We start from the raw sequence: 17506 nt of genomic DNA, 5'->3' as shown, positions 1-17506 counted from the left end.
GGTCGCCGCCACGGTCTTCGTAGAGCTCGAAGACGGCTCGCCCGATATCGAGCACATCTGCGTCGGGCGCGTACTCTCGGACGCGGTCGACAGCGGCCTCAGCGTTGCTCCGCGACTCATACCCCTCGCCACTGTCGCCGAGAATCTGGTCGTTGGCGTTTCGAAGCCGCCAGCGGTACTCACCGGCAGCATCCTCGTACACTTCAAATTCAAACTCGTCGATCCGTTCACGAAGCCGATCGACGGCACGGTTCGCGTCGTTGCGGCGCGTGTAGCTTTCGCCGCTGTCGGCGAGGATGTTCCCGTTGGTGTGAACGAGCCGCCACCGCCACTCGTTTGCCTTGTCGCGGTACACTTCGAAGCCCGTCGGATCGAACCAGAGATAATCGGCCGGGCCGGCGTATTCCTGCACACGTCCGATCGCTCGACGTGCATTGCTTCGTGAGCTGTACCCTTCACCGCTATCACCGAGGATATTTCCGTTATCATGCCGGAGTCGCCAGCGGAATTCCCCGGCATTGTCTTCCTCTAGCTCGAACGTAGCCTGACTCGTCTGCTCTTCAACGGGCTCGAACTCGGCCGTTGGCTCGGGTAACTCCGCTTCGCGCTCGAACACTAACGTCGTCGCGCCGAGGGCGTTCCGCCGGACGCTCGCCATCCCTTTTTCGGCGTTGTGCTTGCGCGTGTACCCCTCACGCTGTTGGCGATGAGATTGCCGTTCCGGTGTCGAAGCCGCCAGCGCCACTCGTCGGCGGCATCCTCGTACAACTCAAACCGAGCCTGACTCGTCCGGAGCGAGTCCACCGTGGCTTGCAGATCCGCCTGTGCGGCCTGCTCGGCGTCCGTCTCTGCTCGTGCTTCCTCGAGTTCGTCCTCGAGCTGGTCCCGCTCTTCTTGCACTGCTGTCAACTCCGATTCGAGCGCAGCTCCCTTGCGTTCACTCGCGTCCAGGTCGTCCCGTGTTACCCCAGCGACGAGTGGGCCGACGACGCCCCCGAGTGTAATAATCACGAGCCCGATGGCGTACAGGATGATGACCGGCTGGTTTCCCGTCTGAACACTCCAGTTGGCGGGGAAGACAACCAGAAACCAGGCAGCCGCAGCGAAACACACGACCTGCCCGACGTATGCCGCGTAGTTGGCCTGGGACTGAAGCGGCAATCTGATGACGGGACCTGCAACGAGCATCGCGAGCCCGACTGCCGAAAGGAAGACGCTCATCTCACGAAGCCCGAGTCCAGCGGCTCCACTGGACGAGGTGCTTGGGAGAAACAAGAGAATTCCGAGGCTACCGAGCACCAGCCCCGTCAGAAACACCCAATACCCGCGAACTTCGTCGTGCGTTGTTGGTTTCCCGACCCGTTTTCGATACACGTTGTACAGAAAGCTATCTTTGATTTCAGATGTCATGAGACACTCTACACATCAGTGACTGTCATAACAACCTGTTGTATATATTGGTTGTCATAAAATACGACGCGCGTTGCGTGGCTGTCGAGAAAAGAAGAGGAGAAGCGTCTAACACGGGGGGCCACGACCCACTTGCATGGTCGATTTAATAGACACCTTCATCGAAGATCGGAATCGGATTCAGCCGAACCACGCGAACAACCTCGGAACTGCCCACGGCGGGAACGTGCTCCGCTGGATGGATGAAGTCGGGGCGATGAGTGCGATGCGGTTCGCCGGCGAATCCTGTGTAACAGCGCATATCAACTCCGTTGATTTTGCACTGCCGCTCGAACTCGGCGACATCGCGCTCATCGAGGCATATGCCTACGCAGCCGGCCGAACGAGCGTGAGGGTCCGCGTGCGAGCCTACGGCGAGGACCCGCTCGACGGTACCAGTGAGGTCACGACGGAATCGTACTTCGTGTTCGTCGCCGTCGATGACAATCGCAATCCGGTCCCGGTCCCCGAGCTCACTGTCGCGACTGATGAGGGTGAACAGCTCCGAGAACAAGCACTCGCCGACGAGTGACGAAGGGAATACACCAGTTGGATCGACGATTGGAGCTTCCCCAGTCTGCACCGGACGTTACTGCGTGGTTCCGCTGAGACCGGACAGTGGCGATGCCCCGGCCACGATGGAGCTTGCCGACAGAATGGCCGCCGACAGAGCGACGTAATCGCCACTCGGTGTGTAGCCAGCCAGCCCAGCGCCGGCCTGCACAATGAACACCGTGACAAAGAACGTGAGAATCGCAAACACCAGCAGGACAATTGATGCGATGATACTACCGACCAAACCGCCGAACGAATCGAGCAATCCCATTAGAAGTGCCTTATAAATACTACTAATTGGCGACATATAAACGTGGTGAGAAGTGGAAGAAAGCACCAGTTGCGCCCGGTCACAGTGTCCTCGAAATGGATGTGTGTCAGTGAAATTGCACCGTCACAGGCGTCGGCAAGCCTGGTTCCCAACAGAACCGATACCCGCAACGGACCCTCATGTCTGTCTGTGACGGACAACAATTCTCACCACCACGAGCACGTGGACGATACTGTTAGTGACCGATCTGACTGGGCTCGCCGCCGTCGCGAGGGAATTCCGACTGACAAGAATCTCCTCGTCGTAGCCTGTATGGACGAGCGAATCCCGGTTGAAGAGGCCCTCGGAGTGGAGCTTGGGGACGCGCAGATCTTCCGCAATGCGGGCGGGAAAGTCACTGACGATGTGATTCGGTCGGCGGCACTGACCACGAACTTCTTCGACACCGACGAGATCATCGTGATCAACCACACCGACTGCGGCATGATGAGCGCCCCCGACGAAGCTGTTCGGGAGGGGCTAGATGCCCAGACTGGCGGGCTCGACGACGCCGATATCGACCCATCGCTGCCCGAACTAAATCTCGGTGACGCGGACATGATGGAGTGGGTGAAGATGACCGACGATATCGATGACGCCTGCGCCGCACAGGTCGAATATCTCAGAGACTCCGAGTTCATCCCGGACAGCGTCGCGGTGTCGGGATACGTGTACGAGGTGGAGTCGGGCGAGCTTCGCAACCCGGGCGATCGAGTTGCCGAGGAAATCAGCGAACGACGCGTCTGAGGTCCGACTAGTCGTCTGCGACAGCCTGCGTGTCCGGCGTCGCCGGCGCTGTTTTGACCTGGTCGGCCGCTGGCTGCCACTCAAGCGACGTCTCATAGTGGAAGGCACGATGCTCCTGTGTCGGATCGACGACCGTCAGCGAGAGCCAGTTGTTATCCAACAGCTCGGTCAGCTCCTCGTGGTCGGCCAGGATATCTGTAACCCGGTCGACCGGCGCGTGAATAATCGTCGAGAGACGGAGCGGTTGGTGGTGCGGGTCGCGGTCTGTCATCATTAGCGACTGGAGCGGCAGCCCGGTCATCAGGTCACCGCCGTTGCCCTGATAGACGCCGACGTTCCCGACAGGGTTCTGAGTCACCTTCGATCCGCTGCCGTAGACGGCGTTGTCAACTGTCGAGAAGTAGTACTGGGCGTTAATCCACTGAGTGACCACCATGGGACCAGTCAGGATCGCCTCGAGCGCGTCTCCGCTGTCGTCAGTCGACCAGTCGTACGAGTGGAGGAATGCACGCCCGTCGAGACTGTGACCGCTAGTCAACTCGCGGGGACCGATGACGAAGCCGGCGTTGCCAGCCAGTCCCCATTCGGGACGCGTCTCGGCCCAGTCGGCGGCACGGCGTTCCGTCTCGCCGACACCGGTCGAGCGGTCGGCACCCATCGTCTCCGCGCGCTCGCGCGTCGCGGTCTCGCGAGCCGTTGTGAGATCCGTCCGCAACTGGGCAATGTCGTCGGAGTGGCTTGCTGGCACGTCGTTCGCGAACAGAGCCACTTCGTCGGTCGTCGTGTTGTGCTGTCCGGCGACGAAGACCGTGTCCTCAGGGATGTCGAACCCACGCTCACGGAGTTCGGTCTGCACGGCATCGTCATTGCAAATCTCTGCGAGGACACGCGCACTCGGTCCACCGGGGTTACCCGCACAGGCTCCGCAGTCTAAACTCGACTCGTAGGGATTGTTCGTCGTCTCGCTGGCGTGGCCCGTGAAGACGACGAGGCGACTGAACTGCTCGAATCCCATCAACTCGAAGGCCGTCGCGGCGTACTCGACTTTCTCGTCGTGGGTTAAGCCGACCGGCAGATCGCCGGCGTAGGTGTGCTGGTGGTGGACTAACGGGTCGCAAAACTCGTGCTCATCGGGCACTAGGCCCGCGGCAGCGTCGATCAGGTCGTGCACGCGGCCGGGCACGAGCGTCCGGGCAGCGAGTGAGAGCCCGTAGCCGCTCCCGGCAGCCTCAACGTATCCGTAGGCGGTCGCGGCATTAGCTTCCAGTGTCTCGATGATCTCGTCGGCGGCCGCACGCAGCCCCGACCAGCGGTCGTGGCGCGCCTTCGTGTCGTCGTCCGTCGGAAAGTCGATGATGTGGTGCTCCGGGTCGAGAATCGGTGGGCAGGCATCGACAGCTACGTCGGCGTCGTATCCCTGATACTCCATCGGGATGCCGAAGAAGCCAGCGTAGCCGTGGGTCTCGTAGTTGCCAGTCGTCTCGATGTGACGACGGATAATCTCCGACCGCGTATCGATACAGAAGACCAACTGGGCGTCCGGACGGCTCGACGTCTCGACGTTCTCAATCGACTCGCTCTGGGCCGCGACGGTCCCGACAAGGTCGTCGCGGTAGGTGGCTTCCCACGCCTGCAGGAATGCTTGGGCGAGTCCATCGACCGAGTCCGCATCGCCGTTGTCGGTCGCGGGCTCGATGCTGGCGTCGGTAGCATCGACCAGTGCCAGCCGCGCTGCGAGGTACCCTGTCAGCGAAATCGGGTACGTGGACTGCCAAACGCCCTCGTCGTCGACGCGCTGTTTGATGAATCCGGTCCACCCCGGGAGCGCGGCCAGTTGCGCCTCGAAGATTGAGACCCACTGGTCGTCCGGGTACGATTGCAGAACCGTCTCGATCGTTTCGACCGGCGATTCAGGTAGGTCGGCGACAACTCCCTCGGTCGGGACGTCGCTGTCGTACTCCACCATTCCACGAAAGACGCTGTAGAACCCTGCCTCGCGGTTCGGCATCGACCAGTGGGCGCTCCCCTCGTCGAGGAAGGCCGACAGCCACTTGCTCAGCACCTCGTCAACCTGGTCCGTGGTGGTGTCGTCGGCACTGGTTTCGGTGTCGGCCAACTGCTTGAGTGCCGCTTCGGGGCCAGCCTCGTAGCCTGCGTCGGCGAGTTTCTGCTTAAGAATTTCGCGGTCGATCTGGTCGTGTTCCAGCGCCGCCGTGAACGTCTCGGCGCTGGGATATCCGCGGCCGCCCAACAGAGCAGCGGCCTCCTCGACAGCCTCTCCGAACGGCCTGTCCTCGAATCCCGAAAGCGGGTTCGCTGTCACGAACGAGTGGATGGGCCAGACAGCGCCGACGCTGGTCGCCGCTTCCTCGATCTCGTCGCGGATGGTGGATTCAGTACTCATTGTACTCCTCCGTGGACGTGAGTAACGTGTCCGATGACGGTTGTGTGGCGTTCAGCAGCGCCACGTAGAGCCGTTGGCTGTGTTCGTGGATACCGGTCTCGATGGCGACATAGATACCGACGAAGGCGACGGCGATGACGCCGTGGAGCAGCGTCAGCTCCGTCGTCGCCGTACTGACGGTCAAGAGGTTAGAGACGCTTTCATACACGACGGCGTACGTGACGATTGCTGGGAAGAACACCAGCGGAACGGCCCCGTAGCGGGCGAGGGGTGAGAGTGAGGTGTGCTGGACTGCGGTGCGGGCCGCGTGGAGCGTCGTGAACACGACGAAGAACGTCAAGAGGAGCCCGCTGTCGACGTTTGCTCCTTTCCCCGTCAGCACCGTGAACACCACGCCGCCGACGAGCCCGGTCAGCAGCGCCACGCCGAAGCCGACGGCACTCGTCATGCGGCCGACCGTGTGCTCGGTGGTCTCGCTGGGACGCTTCTGTTCGACCTGTTGTCCCGAGCTGAGGAACTGATAGGCCTTGTAGAATCCGTGCAGGATGAGGTGCGTGATCGCAGCCCCAAAGAATCCGAGGCCAGCCTGCATTATCATGAACCCCATCTGACCGACCGTCGAGCAGCCGAGTTTGGTCTTGATATCAGTCTGAACCGACTTCAGGAGCTTTCCGCCGCCCGCACTTGCCGCGCCGACGGCCACCACGCCGAGCATGAGCGTGGAATCGACCGTGATTACCGGGGCAAAGCGGGTCAGCAGAATCCCGCCCGCGTTGACGAACCCGGCGTGCATCAGTGCAGACGCCGGCGTCGGTGCGGTCATCGAGGAGAGCAGCCAGCCGTGGAATGGGATAAGAGCGGACTGTATCATCGCCGCGAACACGAGTCCGCCGGCCGCGACCAGCCACAGCGACCCACCGAGCGTGTCGGCGGCCGCGCTGATTCCCGAAATCGTCGTCGCGTCGGTCGCCCACCAGAGCGCTGTCAGCGATCCCCCGAGCAGGATGCTACTGGTGAGAAAGTAGTTGCGAGCGACCGCTGCGGCAGCCTGTGCCTGCTTCCAGCCCTCGTTGATGCCGATGAGCTTGGCCATTATCAGTCCCATCGCCATCCAGAGAACCCCGAACAGTGCGATGTGGTCGGCCGCGAGGAGTGCCATCACGGCGACGGTGAAGCCGAACATGGCGAGGAAGAACCTCGTCTGGTGACTACTCCCGGCCATGTACCGGCGCGAGTAGCTGTGAAGGATGCTACTAAAGAATGTGATCACCACCCACATCAGCACCGTCAGGCCGTCGATGGCAACCAATCCGGGAAGTTCCCATACAGCACCAAGCCGGAGTCTGGCGACAAGAACGACGACAGTTGCGACAAACAGCGACCACACGAGCCACGTTAGTACAACGGGCACGAACGGCGACTCCACCGTCGTGTCCGGAAGCGCTCCGACCGTCGGTTTGGAACTGTGTCCTGACATCGTCTCGTCCATTGTACGACTCGCTGCGGCACCCGTGACGGTCCGAAGGTGTCCGCTTCTGGTCGCCTCTACTACACTCCAATAACAGAATGGTTGTTAAAGATATCTATATTCACATTCTGTTCGCGATGTGCTCATTATCGAACATCATGAATATCGCTGGTTTCCGAGTGGCTCGACCACAACGACCTTCCAGCTAATGGTACGCCGTGTTGCCGCTGCGTGGACCCAACACTGTCGGCGTCAACTCACCGCGAGCAGTTCGGGCTTGAGTCCATACCACGTTCCCAGAGCGTTCGGCACTCATACATACAAAATCATATCGTTCTCGCCGCAGTGGATACTGATATGGAAGCACTGTCGGGCACCGTCCTCGCGGGCCGATCCTTCGAGCCGATACGGGGTCGTGTTATCGTCGATGACGGGCAAATCGAGGCGATCGAGGAGACTGAAACGACATCGACCGATATCATACTGCCGGCGTTCGTCAACGCCCACACGCATCTGGGTGACTCTGTCGCGAAGGAAGCTGCTGTCGGGCTATCGCTTGACGACGCAGTAGCACCGCCGGACAGTCTGAAACACCGACAGTTAGCGGCCGCTGACCATTCCGAGCTCGTCGCAGCGATGCGCCGGACGCTCCAGTTCATGCAGCAAACAGGGACCGCTGCCTGTCTGGATTTTCGAGAGTCCGGGACTGCCGGTGCACGCGCACTTCGGGAGGCAGCAGGGCCCGTTTCTATCGACCCGTTCATCCTCGGGAGTGGGGACCAGTCTGTTCTTGACGTCGCCGATGGGTACGGGGCCTCCGGGGCAAACGACGACGATTTCACCGACGAGCGTGCTGCCTGCCGGACACGCGGTGTCCCATTCGGAATTCACGCTGGCGAACCCGACGCGACCGATATCCATCCGGCACTCGATTTGGAGCCGGATTTCCTCGTCCACATGGTCCACGCAGAACAGGACCACCTCCAGCGGGTCACAGAGGAGTCCGTCCCGATAGTGGCCTGTCCGCGTGCGAACGCCGTTCTCGACGTCGGAACGCCGCCCGTCCGAGAATTGCTCGACCACACGACGGTTGCCCTCGGGACTGACAACGTCATGCTGAATCCGCCCTCGATGTTCAGAGAGATGGCGTACACAATGAGGCAGTTCGACGTGACCGCTCGAGAGGTGTTACAGATGGCCACGACGGCCGGTGCCGAGATCGCCGGACTCGACTGTGGTGTCATCGCTCCCGGCCGGCGCGCAGCACTCCTCGTTCTCGACGGTGACTCGGACAATCTGTCCGGCACTGTCGATCCAGTTGCGGCAGTCGTTCGGCGCGCGACCGAGATGGATGTCAAACGCGTCCTCGTCTAGGACTCGTCTCCCGTCCGCGTCTCGGAATCGAACGTTCCGAAGGGTGTCGTTTCGTGACTCCGGACGAGCACCTCGTCGGCAACGGTGAGTCCCATATCGAGCAGCTCCTGTGCAACAGGTGTGATGTCGCTGTCAACCTCGCCGACGGCAGTGACGAGGAGGTTCTGTTCGCCGGTGACCAGCTCTTGGACTGATACCACGCCCTCGATGGCAAGAATCTCAGAGACGAGTTCGCCACGGTCGGGGATTGCAGCAGTACAGTAAAGCAGCATTCGAAGCGGATACCCCGACTCCTGATAATCAACGCTGGCGCTGTATCCTTTGATGATGCCGTCGGACTCGAGCCGCTGAATGCGCTTGCGGACGGTGCTGTCGGAGGTTCCGGTCCGCTCTGCGATATCTCCGGACGACATATTCCGGGCGTCCTCCTGGAGTGCGTACAGAATGGCCCTGTCTACGTCGTCGATAGGTTCCTCGCTCATGGTTCTGTATCAGTCATAATACCACTTTACGCTTGTACGTTCCTCGGGTATTCGATGAATCCGCTACGATGCTTGCCGTGGTGATGATCGTGCTTGCGACGGCCATGCTGTGACGTTCCGGTGTGTGGCCGCTCGTGTTTCGACTGCTGTGGAAGTGGCCTCAGTCTGTCGCTGCTCGTTCGATACAATTCTCTTGGAGGTGCACCTGCAAGCGGGCGTGTCTAGTCGTCGAACTCGACACCCGTGATTTCGAATCGTGCCCCGTTGCCCGAGTTATCCGTAATCTGTATTTCCCAGTCATGTCCAGCGACGATTTGCTGGACGATGTTGAGCCCAAACCCGGTTCCGTCCCCCTCTGTCGTGTAGCCGGCTTCAAACACGCGGTCACGCTTCTCTTGGGGAATTCCCGGGCCGTTGTCTGCCACGTAGAACCCGTCAGTCGTCGTGTCGACAGTCAGGTGAACGTCTGAGCCGGCGTGTTCGATTGCATTCCGAAACAGGTTCTCGAACAGTTGTTGGAGCCGGGATTCGTCGGCCAATATGCGGTGCGTTGCGTCAGGGGTATCTAACGTTGCGTTCGGCGTACTCACAGTACGCCATGCCTCCTCCGCGACCGTTGTGACCGACACTGGCGTCACGTCGCCAATCTCGCGGTCACTTCGTGCGAGTTCCAAGAGTTCACTGATGAGCACTCCCATCCGTTCGAGCGCGTTGTCGACGAGCCGTAATTCATCTCGGCTGATATCCTCCTGCAGCATCTCGATGTACCCCTGTGCGACGTTCAACGGATTCCGGAGGTCGTGCGAGACGATACTCGCGAAGTTCTCGAGCCGCTCGTTCTGGCGTTCGATCTCCTCCTCCCGGGCTTTCCGCACCGAGATATCTTTGATTGTCCCGAAGTGATACGACGTTCCGTTGATTGAGCGTTGAGTTGTGACCGTCGCGACAGGAACGGTCCGACCGTTGTAGGTGTGTGTCGTTTCTGCCTCCCGGGTACCACCGTCCGCGAACGAGTCCCAGTACTGCTCGAACGCACTCGCCTCGATTGCTGGAACAATCTCCCACAGCGGTTGCCCGATCAATGCTTGCGGTGTCACGTCAAACAGATCCGCATAGGATTGATTCACGTAGGTGTATCGCCCATCTTCCCCGTAGATTCCGACGCCGACCCCTACCGACTCGACCATCTTCGCGAAGAATTCGGGCTCTAAGTCATCCGGAGCGTCAGATGGCATACTACATGTAATATGTGGCTGAAGAGTTAAGACCTCTAATGTTATTGCTTGCATTCTAACACGTTTATTGGTCAATACTTGATGCTTGCAAGCATTCTGTGTGGTCGGTAGTGAGTTGGCAGTAGCTGGTAACTCGGTTGCTGAGAAGAATTGAGTATATACCGTTTTTGCGCCTCTGTGAGAGCCTGGAAGTACAACCCGCTCAGGATCCCACCCGATGAGCGACTGCTATTCGGGGGCACAGCGGAATACACCAGACAACTAGTCGTGGTGTGTGCAACCAACCTGCACAATCGCCCAACCGTTAATCGACACTCAGTTGTCCTAGTACCCAATGAAAGTCTCCCGCCGACGCCTGTTGACAGCAGTCGGGCTTGCTGCGCTCGCGGGGTGTACCAGCCGCGCGAATCCCGGCACAGGCGGAGAGTCGGCGACAACACCAGCGTCGAGTGCCGAGGCAACGACAATCACCGGTGAGACCGTCCCGACGGCCGAGGAGACACTGCCGCTGCCGATGAACGCCGCCGACCTCGAAGCACACGCCGTCTCAGGCGGTCCGTCGAAAGACGGGATTCCCTCCATCGATAATCCATCGTTCGTGGCGGCGGGCGACGTCGACTTTCTCAATCCCACCGATCCCGTGTTCGGCGTGGCGCTGAACGGGGATATCAAGGCCTACCCACAGAAAATTCTCGTCCACCACGAAATCGTCAACGACCGGCTCGGTGACCGGCCCGTTGCAGTGACGTACTGCCCGCTCACCGGCACCGTTCAGGGATTCGAGCGTGGGGAGACGACCTTCGGCGTCTCTGGCCGTCTCATCAACAACAATCTCATCATGTATGACCGGGCGACCGAGGCGTGGTGGCCACAGATGCTCGCCACAGCAATTCCCGGGCCGTGGAACTCGGCTCCTGGTACCACGTCACTGCGAGAGTTCGGTCTCGTGTGGACACCGTGGGAGCGGTGGCGATCACTCCACCCTGACACCCAGGTCCTCTCGACAGCCACCGGCTTCGCGAAAAACTACGGACGGGACCCGTACGGCTCGTATGCTCCGCCCAGGGGCTACTACGCTAACGACGCAACGCTGTTTGAACCACTCGCGGAGGATGACCGATTTAGCCGGAAACGCGTCTTCATGGGTGCACGAACCGCAGACGGGGCCGTCGCGTTCGACAAATCGACACTGCTTGCCGAGCAAACCATGACGGGTGAACTGGGTACGACTCCCGTTGTCGCGGTTGCTGACCAGCGTCTGGACACCGGGTACATCTATCTGAACCCGGAGGAGCGGACAGTCACGAGCGACGGCCGCACGGTGTCGGTGGGCGAGTCCACGTACGCCCCGGACGATCTACCCCTCACCAGCGTCCACACGTTCGATGCGATGTGGGTCGCTTGGTACGGATACTATCCCGAGACCAATGTCTATGCGTGAGAACACTGTGGTCGGGCGACTCAAAACCGCAGTCTCCCGAACGCTCGCGGCCGCGGTGGTGGTCCGCCGCCGCCGTGACGCGATGGGTGTCGCTGTCGGAACAGCAGCCGGGTATCTCGTCGTGTATCTGTACGCGCTCGGCCATCTCGCACCGGGGATCGCCGGGTACGATGTGACCATCGTCTCCGGGGCGTTCAGCAAGTTCTTTCAGCCAGAGCTTGGGCCGTTCTCCTTCACTCCTGTTGCACGTGTAGTAGTCGGGCCAGTGACGTACTTGTTCTCGCTCAATACGGTCTTAGGGCTCGGAGTCGCGGCCTTGGTCGGACTGAACCTCGGCGTTACGTATCTCGCGTGGCGCCAGCCCGCAGCCTGTGGGATTGGATCTTCGGCGTCTGGCTTCCTGGCGAGCGTTCCGGCTGTGTTGTCGGGAACTGCCTGCTGTGGCCCCGTTCTCCTCATCGCGCTTGGGATTCAAGCGTCGGGGATTGTCGTGACGGCGTTCCAGTTCCTGTTCCCCGTCGCCGTCGTGTTACTACTCGGTAGTCTCCTTCTCGTTGGACGACAAATTACACCGGCCGGGCACTGAACGGCAACTGTTGACACCCTTCCACCCCTGAAGAGATGGGCTTTCGCTTGCTACGTGTCACGACTGTGCAGCGGTGTTTGCAGTCCCGTCGCCGCTCAGGGTTGAAGTTGCTTCATTTGAGACGATGACTGTGAACGTGGTCCGCAGTAACGGCTTGTCTTGATCGATAATATTTGCTTGGTCATCCTTGAGCACGACGTCGAGCGAGAGGGTAACCTGGGTTTCATTCGTCGCTCCGTCCGTGTTGGACTCGAATGTGCTCGCCGAGAGGGTTCCCCCGTTTGCCGACAGGAGATTAATCGTCCCGAAATCGCTGACCTGCTGTGAACCGCTGGTCGCTGGGCTACTCACTGACCGAGTATACGGTGTCGTCCCAACCGTGCCGCCGTTATTTGTCACCGAAACGTGCCACGTATAATCAATCTGCGCGACCTGGTCGGATTGGCTATCCCAATCGACTGTCACGCTTGGGTCGATACTGAGTGACGAGAGACTTCCATCGTCGTCGCTGACCGACTGGTCGGTCGCATCGAGCGTCCCGTTAATACGTGCCGCCGCGGGGTCCGACGTGAGAGCAATTGCCCCCGCTCCCCCAGTCATCCCAACGCCAACTAAGCCGGCGTATTTGAGAACTCGACGGCGGTCTACTGCAACAGCGGCTGCTGCTCCGGCTGTGGTCTCGGCCGGGGCTGACCCGCTGAGTGTTGAGTATCCCCACTGTTCGGCTCTTGGGCTTTCGTCTTCCCCAGCTTCGTGACGTATATCACATGCCACACTGAGTATCAGTGTTAAAACTCTAGGGTAAAACGATGAACAATCCTTCCACTGCTTGTGGCTTCAACGTGCTGCAGCGTGCCCCGTAGCTCAGGTAGCCTGAATCACGCGTGAGCGCGGTACTGTGTGTAGCCCCGAACTAATGGAGCACACCACGAGTGGGCACGGGCCACGATGACGGTGCCAGTACTAGTCGCCGGAGTCGTCGGTCGCTGTTGAGTTGATTGGGAAGATTTGCGTGTCGGGTGCATCGAACGGGCTGTCGGTACCGGTGAGCCACGCCGTCAGATAGACGATGCAGGCGGCAACGACGGCTATCGGGAGCTGGAAGGTGAAGGTCCCGTACACGATAGTGACAACAATAGTCACCCGCGCAAGCGTTTGCCGATTGGCATCCCCGTAGTAGGTGAGCAGCGCGGCAATGAATGCCGCAACTGCGACGCCAGTTCCAAGCAGTGGCTCGTAGGCCAGCGCCCAGGCATACACGAGGGCGGCGACTCCGAACAGGACCATTCCTGTGACGATGTATATTCGTTTCGAGGAGGGCATCTCCTTGACATATCCTCGTAGGGAACTTGAAACCGAGTGGTTTCGGCGGAGATCCACACAGCGCCGAGTCTCTGCTGTGTAGCGAACACCTTTCTCTGGCCGAATCGTTACGCTCGTATGAACACGCAGCTACGAACCGTCCTCGGTCAGATCATCGCGTTCGTAGCGGCGACCGAGCGTCGTCGACTCTTGGTAGTCGTCACTGTTCCGCTTGTATTCACGATATGGCTTGATGTCGTAGCGAACTATGGCGTTCTCATTCTCTTCCTCGCTGTGGGGTTGGCCGCGGGTCTGTATACTCGACCAACAGCCCAGAAGACGGTTGCCGCTGGCGTCTATGGCGTCGGAGTGCTCCTGATCAGTCTATTCTTGCTCACGCTCTACTGGACGTTTGCACGTGGGAGCACGGAGTCGCTGTTGAGCACAGTAACGCGGATGCTGTGGCAGGCACTGCTGGGGACAGTGTTCGTTGGACTGGGGCTGTGGATTCGACAAACCGAATTCTGAAGCTGTTATCACGATGAACTCTCTCGCGTCACGCTCCGGTCGATTCCACGTTCGTCACCTCGAAGCGCGCGCCTCCTGCCGAGCAATTCGTGACACTGACGTCCCACCCGTGCGCCTCAGCAATTCGTCGGATGATGCTCAGTCCGAATCCGTTCCCCCCGGTATTCGTTGAATAGCCCGCCTCAAACACGGTCTCGGCGTCCGCCTCCGGAACTCCGATCCCGGTATCCTCGATGTAGAACCCATTGTCTAGATCTCCGACTGTGATGGTTACATCACTTCCACCGTGTTCGACCGCATTCCGAATGAGATTCTCGAACAGCTGTTTGAGCCGGCACTCGTCGGCCATGATGGTTTGATTGGTCTCGAGTGTCAGCGAGGCGTCGACCGTATCGACGGTATCCCAACACTCTGCGAGGAGGTCCGCGAGCGTGACCGGCGTTTGCTCGCTCGCACTTTTGCCCTCGCGGGCCAGCGTGAGTAACCCCTCGATGAGCGCTTCCATTCGCTCGTGGGCTTGCTCGATATCCTCGATGTACGGGCTGTCACATTCGTCGTCCACAAACTCCAGATATCCCGATGCAACGCCCAGCGGATTCCGCAGGTCGTGTGAAACGATACTCGCGAACTCCTCGAGCCGCTCGGATTTCTGTTCCAGCTCCCGTTGGTGCTGTTTCGTCTCGTCGATATCGACGTGGATGCCGACGGCACGGAGCGGCTCACCGTCGTTATCTCGCTCGACGATTCTCCCGAGATCGCGAATCCACTTCCACTCACCATCTGCAGTCTGCATCCGGTGTTGGCTGTCATAGTACTCCGTCTTTTGCTCGATGTGTGCATCGAGTGCAGCGTTCACCGCCTCGATGTCGTCGGGATGCACCCGCGATTCCCACGTCCGGAGATGTGGGTCGAGTTCCTCGAGCGTGTAGCCGAGCATCTCGGCCCACTGTTCGTTGTACTCGACCGCATCGGTCGTCATATCCCAGTCCCACACGCCGACGTTCGCCCCCTCGATTGCCAGCTCAAGCCGCTCTTTGAGCGACTTGATCTCTTGCAGCCGCTGTTTTTGCTCGGTGATGTCCCGTGAGACGGCCATGAACCGATCACCGTCTTCGAGTGGAAGCCGCGTGAGATGGACCTCGACGGGGAAGCTCGTCCCGTCATTGGTCGTGAACTCCGTTTCGAGTTCGATTCGGTCTCCAACGTCCATCCACTCCCATGTCTCCTGCACCGTCTCCGGGTCGAGTCCCCGATCAACCTCCCAGACTTTCTGCCCGAGGAGTTCCTCCGGTGACTGGTTGAGGGCCTCGCAGAACTGCTGGTTCGCGTCGACGATTGTCCCCTCTGCGGTGTGGACGTCGATCATATCGGGCGAGTTCTCGAACAGCGCTTCGAGCCGGGCGGTCGTCTGTTCGAGCCGGTCTTCGTACTCCCACTGCTCCGTGATGTCGGTGAGCGAAAAGACAACACTCTCGACACTCCCGTCTGCATCGAAGAGAGGTGCGCCGTTTACGAGCAGGATTTTCTCCGTGCCGTCGGGCCACTGGATGGTGTGTCGGAACCCGTACAGTGGATCACCTGTATCTCGCACCTGTCGGAACGGGAGCTGGTCGTCCGGAATCGGCTCGCCGTTGACGTCTCTGATCTCCCATTCGGGGTCGTTGTATGCCCGACTCGTGAGGTCGGATCGCTCCAGCCCGAGCACCTCGACGGCACGGTCGTTGGCAAACACGAACTCCCCATCGTAGTTGAGCTGGACAACACACGAGGGGACGGTCTTCAGGATCTGCTCGAGCCGATACCGGCTCTGCTCAGCCTCGACCGCTGACCGCCGGGCCGTCACGGCGTTTTTGATGCGGTTCGCCAAAATCTTGTACTGGTCGTTGCCGGTGTCCTTCTGCAGATAGTCCGTGACCCCCGCCGAGATGGCGTCGGCGGCGACTTCCTCCGACCCCTTGCCGGTGTAGAGAATGAACGGCAAGTCCGGGTACGTGTCGCGAATCGTTTCGAGGAATTCGATGCCGGTGGCGTGTGGCATGTCGTAGTCGGAGACGATACAGTCGATGTCGGCGTCGGCCACGATTCGCCGGCCCTCCTCGGGGTTGGTCGTCGTGCGAACGGTCATTTGGGAGTGCTCTCGCTCGAGAAACGTCGCCGTCATATCGGCGAAGTCGGGCTCGTCATCCACATGCAGAACGCGAATAGGCGCTCCAGTGGAACTCATAGTTCAGTGAAGTGTGGCAAGTGTAATAGATGTGTGCACACCAACCACAGACTATGGTCTGCTTTCTCGCGTTCGCTTGAGACTCCTTCGTTGCGCTATGGGCTGTCATCTCTCTTGGTGAGGCCGATATCAAGCGTTCGGTTGCAGTCGTCGAATGAACGGTGCTGAGAGCCGCAGCTGAACAACTGGTCTACTTCCTTGGAAACGACTCAGCCGACTCGGAGCCAGATACTTCGATTGCCAGGTAGCTTCCGCTGTGCATCGGTGTGAGGCTGCGCCAGACGAGCCCCTACATTCAGTGGTGCAGCGGGAAGCTCAGCAACGATTGTCTGAGGCCCGCAGTCGTTTGCTGCATAGGTCTCCTCTCCCTTGTACAGCCGATTGTCTTGGAGTTACACGTACTTCATTTGATGACGACTGTCGGCAGAATTATGCGTACTGACCGTGAGAACACAGTGCCGCGCGGGGACGAATAGGCCCCTACCGCGGGTTCATTTGTTGTGTCCTGTCGCAAGACAGATGCAACAGGGGCGAGACCGCTCGCCCTGTGTCCTACTGGTGCACAGCGACTGCGCTCTGCCCGGGGATGGTCGGGACGACATCGAGCAGCTCCGTTGCTGTCTGATACAGTTTCACGCCACGGTCAGCACGTGCGACCTCGCCGCCGGTGAGGTCCGCGAAGAATGTCGCGAGTGCATCGCGATAGGCTGGCGGTCGCGCTTCGCGCACCCGTCGAGTGTGGCGACTATCTTGGCTCGCGCGCAACGAGACGTAGGTCCGCGCCCACCGCAGTTGCGTTGCCCGTGGCACGGCCGCGAGCCACGCCGGCAACGTCGGCGGCGACGCCTGCTTGTCACCGACTGGACTGCCGAGCGTATGGAGCACGCGTGCGAGGGCGGCCCCGTCACGAGCTGGTTGCAACTCAACGCTCTCGCTGGCTGGCTGTTCACGCACCCGCGTGTCGACACCCGCCCCCGTCAGTGCTGCGTCGGCCAGCTGCCGCGGGTCGCTATCTCCGACGTAGATACTCAGCTGCCAGCTGGAGCCGATGGACCCGCCCGCAAGTGTCCATGCGTGCAGCACCACAAGCGCCTCGAACGTTGGGTCGCCGGGCTGGGCTTGGAGCCAGCCGTGCGTCGCGGCCGTGTCAATGGCTTTGACCACGGCCGGCGTCTCACCGCGAAGCCAGCGACCGCCGCGGTGAGTCGGAATCCCGACCTCCTGACAAATCTCGGTTTGTGGCCGCTCGCGGTCAGCGTGGAAGGCATCCAGGACTGCCCGAAAGGTTTCGACAGTTTCCCACTGGTCGCGGCCGTCGCGGCCCGTATAGGTGCGGGCAAGGGCGCGTTCGCGAGCAGTGGGTGGCAACATAGTGTTGTTGAGGAGCCGTCAGCTATCGAG

Annotated in this window: 15 protein-coding genes and 1 pseudogene; 6 read left to right on the top strand and 10 right to left on the bottom strand. The window is 60.3% G+C overall.

What is annotated here, in order from left to right; translation table 11 throughout:
- Positions 1-1410: pseudogene (locus DM818_RS15440) on the bottom strand (DUF1508 domain-containing protein); the annotation flags it as partial.
- 136 nt (positions 1411-1546) lie between these two features.
- Between DM818_RS15440 and DM818_RS13205 the strand changes: the two are divergent.
- Positions 1547-1981: an acyl-CoA thioesterase gene (locus DM818_RS13205; protein ID WP_075936281.1), complete on the top strand. Its 435-nt coding sequence runs from the start codon at positions 1547-1549 to the stop codon at positions 1979-1981.
- Between the two features lie 57 nt (positions 1982-2038).
- Here the strand turns inward: DM818_RS13205 and DM818_RS13200 are convergent, their stop codons facing one another.
- Positions 2039-2275, bottom strand: a complete 237-nt coding sequence (locus tag DM818_RS13200) for a hypothetical protein (RefSeq protein WP_075936282.1) — start codon at positions 2273-2275, stop codon at positions 2039-2041.
- A gap of 183 nt (positions 2276-2458) precedes the next feature.
- Between DM818_RS13200 and DM818_RS13195 the strand changes: the two genes are divergently transcribed.
- A complete protein-coding gene (locus tag DM818_RS13195; protein WP_394351344.1) occupies positions 2459-3061 on the top strand; it encodes a beta-class carbonic anhydrase in 603 nt (200 codons plus the stop codon).
- Between the two features lie 7 nt (positions 3062-3068).
- On the opposite strand, the gene DM818_RS13190 is transcribed toward DM818_RS13195, so the two are convergent.
- Together DM818_RS13190 and DM818_RS13185 are read right to left on the bottom strand one after the other, a co-directional pair.
- Positions 3069-5465, bottom strand: coding sequence for a DUF2309 domain-containing protein (locus DM818_RS13190; protein WP_153952679.1), 2397 nt, complete (start codon positions 5463-5465; stop codon positions 3069-3071).
- A complete protein-coding gene (locus DM818_RS13185) occupies positions 5455-6942 on the bottom strand; it encodes a proton-conducting transporter transmembrane domain-containing protein (RefSeq protein WP_153952678.1) in 1488 nt (495 codons plus the stop codon). Before DM818_RS13185 ends, DM818_RS13190 begins: the two co-directional genes overlap by 11 nt.
- A 348-nt stretch (positions 6943-7290) precedes the next feature.
- On the opposite strand from DM818_RS13185, the gene DM818_RS13180 reads away from it, so the two are divergent.
- A complete protein-coding gene (locus DM818_RS13180; protein ID WP_153952677.1) occupies positions 7291-8307 on the top strand; it encodes an amidohydrolase family protein in 1017 nt (338 codons plus the stop codon).
- Here DM818_RS13180 and DM818_RS13175 read toward each other — a convergent pair.
- Both DM818_RS13175 and DM818_RS13170 read right to left on the bottom strand, forming a co-directional pair.
- The gene (locus DM818_RS13175) at positions 8304-8789 is read right to left on the bottom strand and encodes an Lrp/AsnC family transcriptional regulator (RefSeq protein ID WP_075936285.1); all 486 of its coding nucleotides are present in this window, start codon (positions 8787-8789) and stop codon (positions 8304-8306) included. The genes DM818_RS13180 and DM818_RS13175 overlap by 4 nt on opposite strands.
- A 221-nt stretch (positions 8790-9010) precedes the next feature.
- Complete coding sequence (locus DM818_RS13170) at positions 9011-10024, bottom strand: sensor histidine kinase (protein WP_153952676.1); 1014 nt, start codon at positions 10022-10024, stop codon at positions 9011-9013.
- A gap of 334 nt (positions 10025-10358) precedes the next feature.
- Between DM818_RS13170 and DM818_RS13165 the strand changes: the two genes are divergently transcribed.
- Positions 10359-11465, top strand: coding sequence for a DUF3179 domain-containing protein (locus tag DM818_RS13165; RefSeq protein WP_123124069.1), 1107 nt, complete (start codon positions 10359-10361; stop codon positions 11463-11465).
- The gene (locus DM818_RS13160; RefSeq protein ID WP_233571952.1) at positions 11458-12051 is read left to right on the top strand and encodes a hypothetical protein; all 594 of its coding nucleotides are present in this window, start codon (positions 11458-11460) and stop codon (positions 12049-12051) included. The genes DM818_RS13165 and DM818_RS13160 overlap by 8 nt, the downstream gene beginning before the upstream one ends.
- 57 nt (positions 12052-12108) lie before the next feature.
- Here DM818_RS13160 and DM818_RS13155 read toward each other — a convergent pair whose 3' ends face one another.
- Both DM818_RS13155 and DM818_RS13150 read right to left on the bottom strand, forming a co-directional pair.
- Entirely contained in the window at positions 12109-12825 is a 717-nt protein-coding gene (locus DM818_RS13155; protein WP_143823767.1) for a hypothetical protein, read from the bottom strand.
- A gap of 189 nt (positions 12826-13014) precedes the next feature.
- Positions 13015-13338, bottom strand: coding sequence for a hypothetical protein (locus DM818_RS13150; RefSeq protein WP_235907934.1), 324 nt, complete (start codon positions 13336-13338; stop codon positions 13015-13017).
- 153 nt (positions 13339-13491) lie between these two features.
- Between DM818_RS13150 and DM818_RS13145 the strand changes: the two genes are divergently transcribed.
- A complete protein-coding gene (locus tag DM818_RS13145) occupies positions 13492-13881 on the top strand; it encodes a hypothetical protein (protein WP_075936291.1) in 390 nt (129 codons plus the stop codon).
- A gap of 28 nt (positions 13882-13909) precedes the next feature.
- Here DM818_RS13145 and DM818_RS13140 read toward each other — a convergent pair whose 3' ends face one another.
- Together DM818_RS13140 and DM818_RS13135 are read right to left on the bottom strand one after the other, a co-directional pair.
- Positions 13910-16105, bottom strand: a complete 2196-nt coding sequence (locus DM818_RS13140) for a PAS domain S-box protein (RefSeq protein ID WP_153952675.1) — start codon at positions 16103-16105, stop codon at positions 13910-13912.
- A gap of 552 nt (positions 16106-16657) precedes the next feature.
- Positions 16658-17476, bottom strand: a complete 819-nt coding sequence (locus DM818_RS13135; RefSeq protein ID WP_153952674.1) for a hypothetical protein — start codon at positions 17474-17476, stop codon at positions 16658-16660.
- Positions 17477-17506 lie beyond the last annotated feature (30 nt).

The sequence above is a fragment of the Halosegnis longus genome (genome assembly GCF_009663395.1).
GTDB classification, from domain to species: domain Archaea; phylum Halobacteriota; class Halobacteria; order Halobacteriales; family Haloarculaceae; genus Halosegnis; species Halosegnis longus.
Note: the sequence above shows the minus strand (reverse complement) of the source record. Positions and strands in the feature narration are given on the sequence as shown.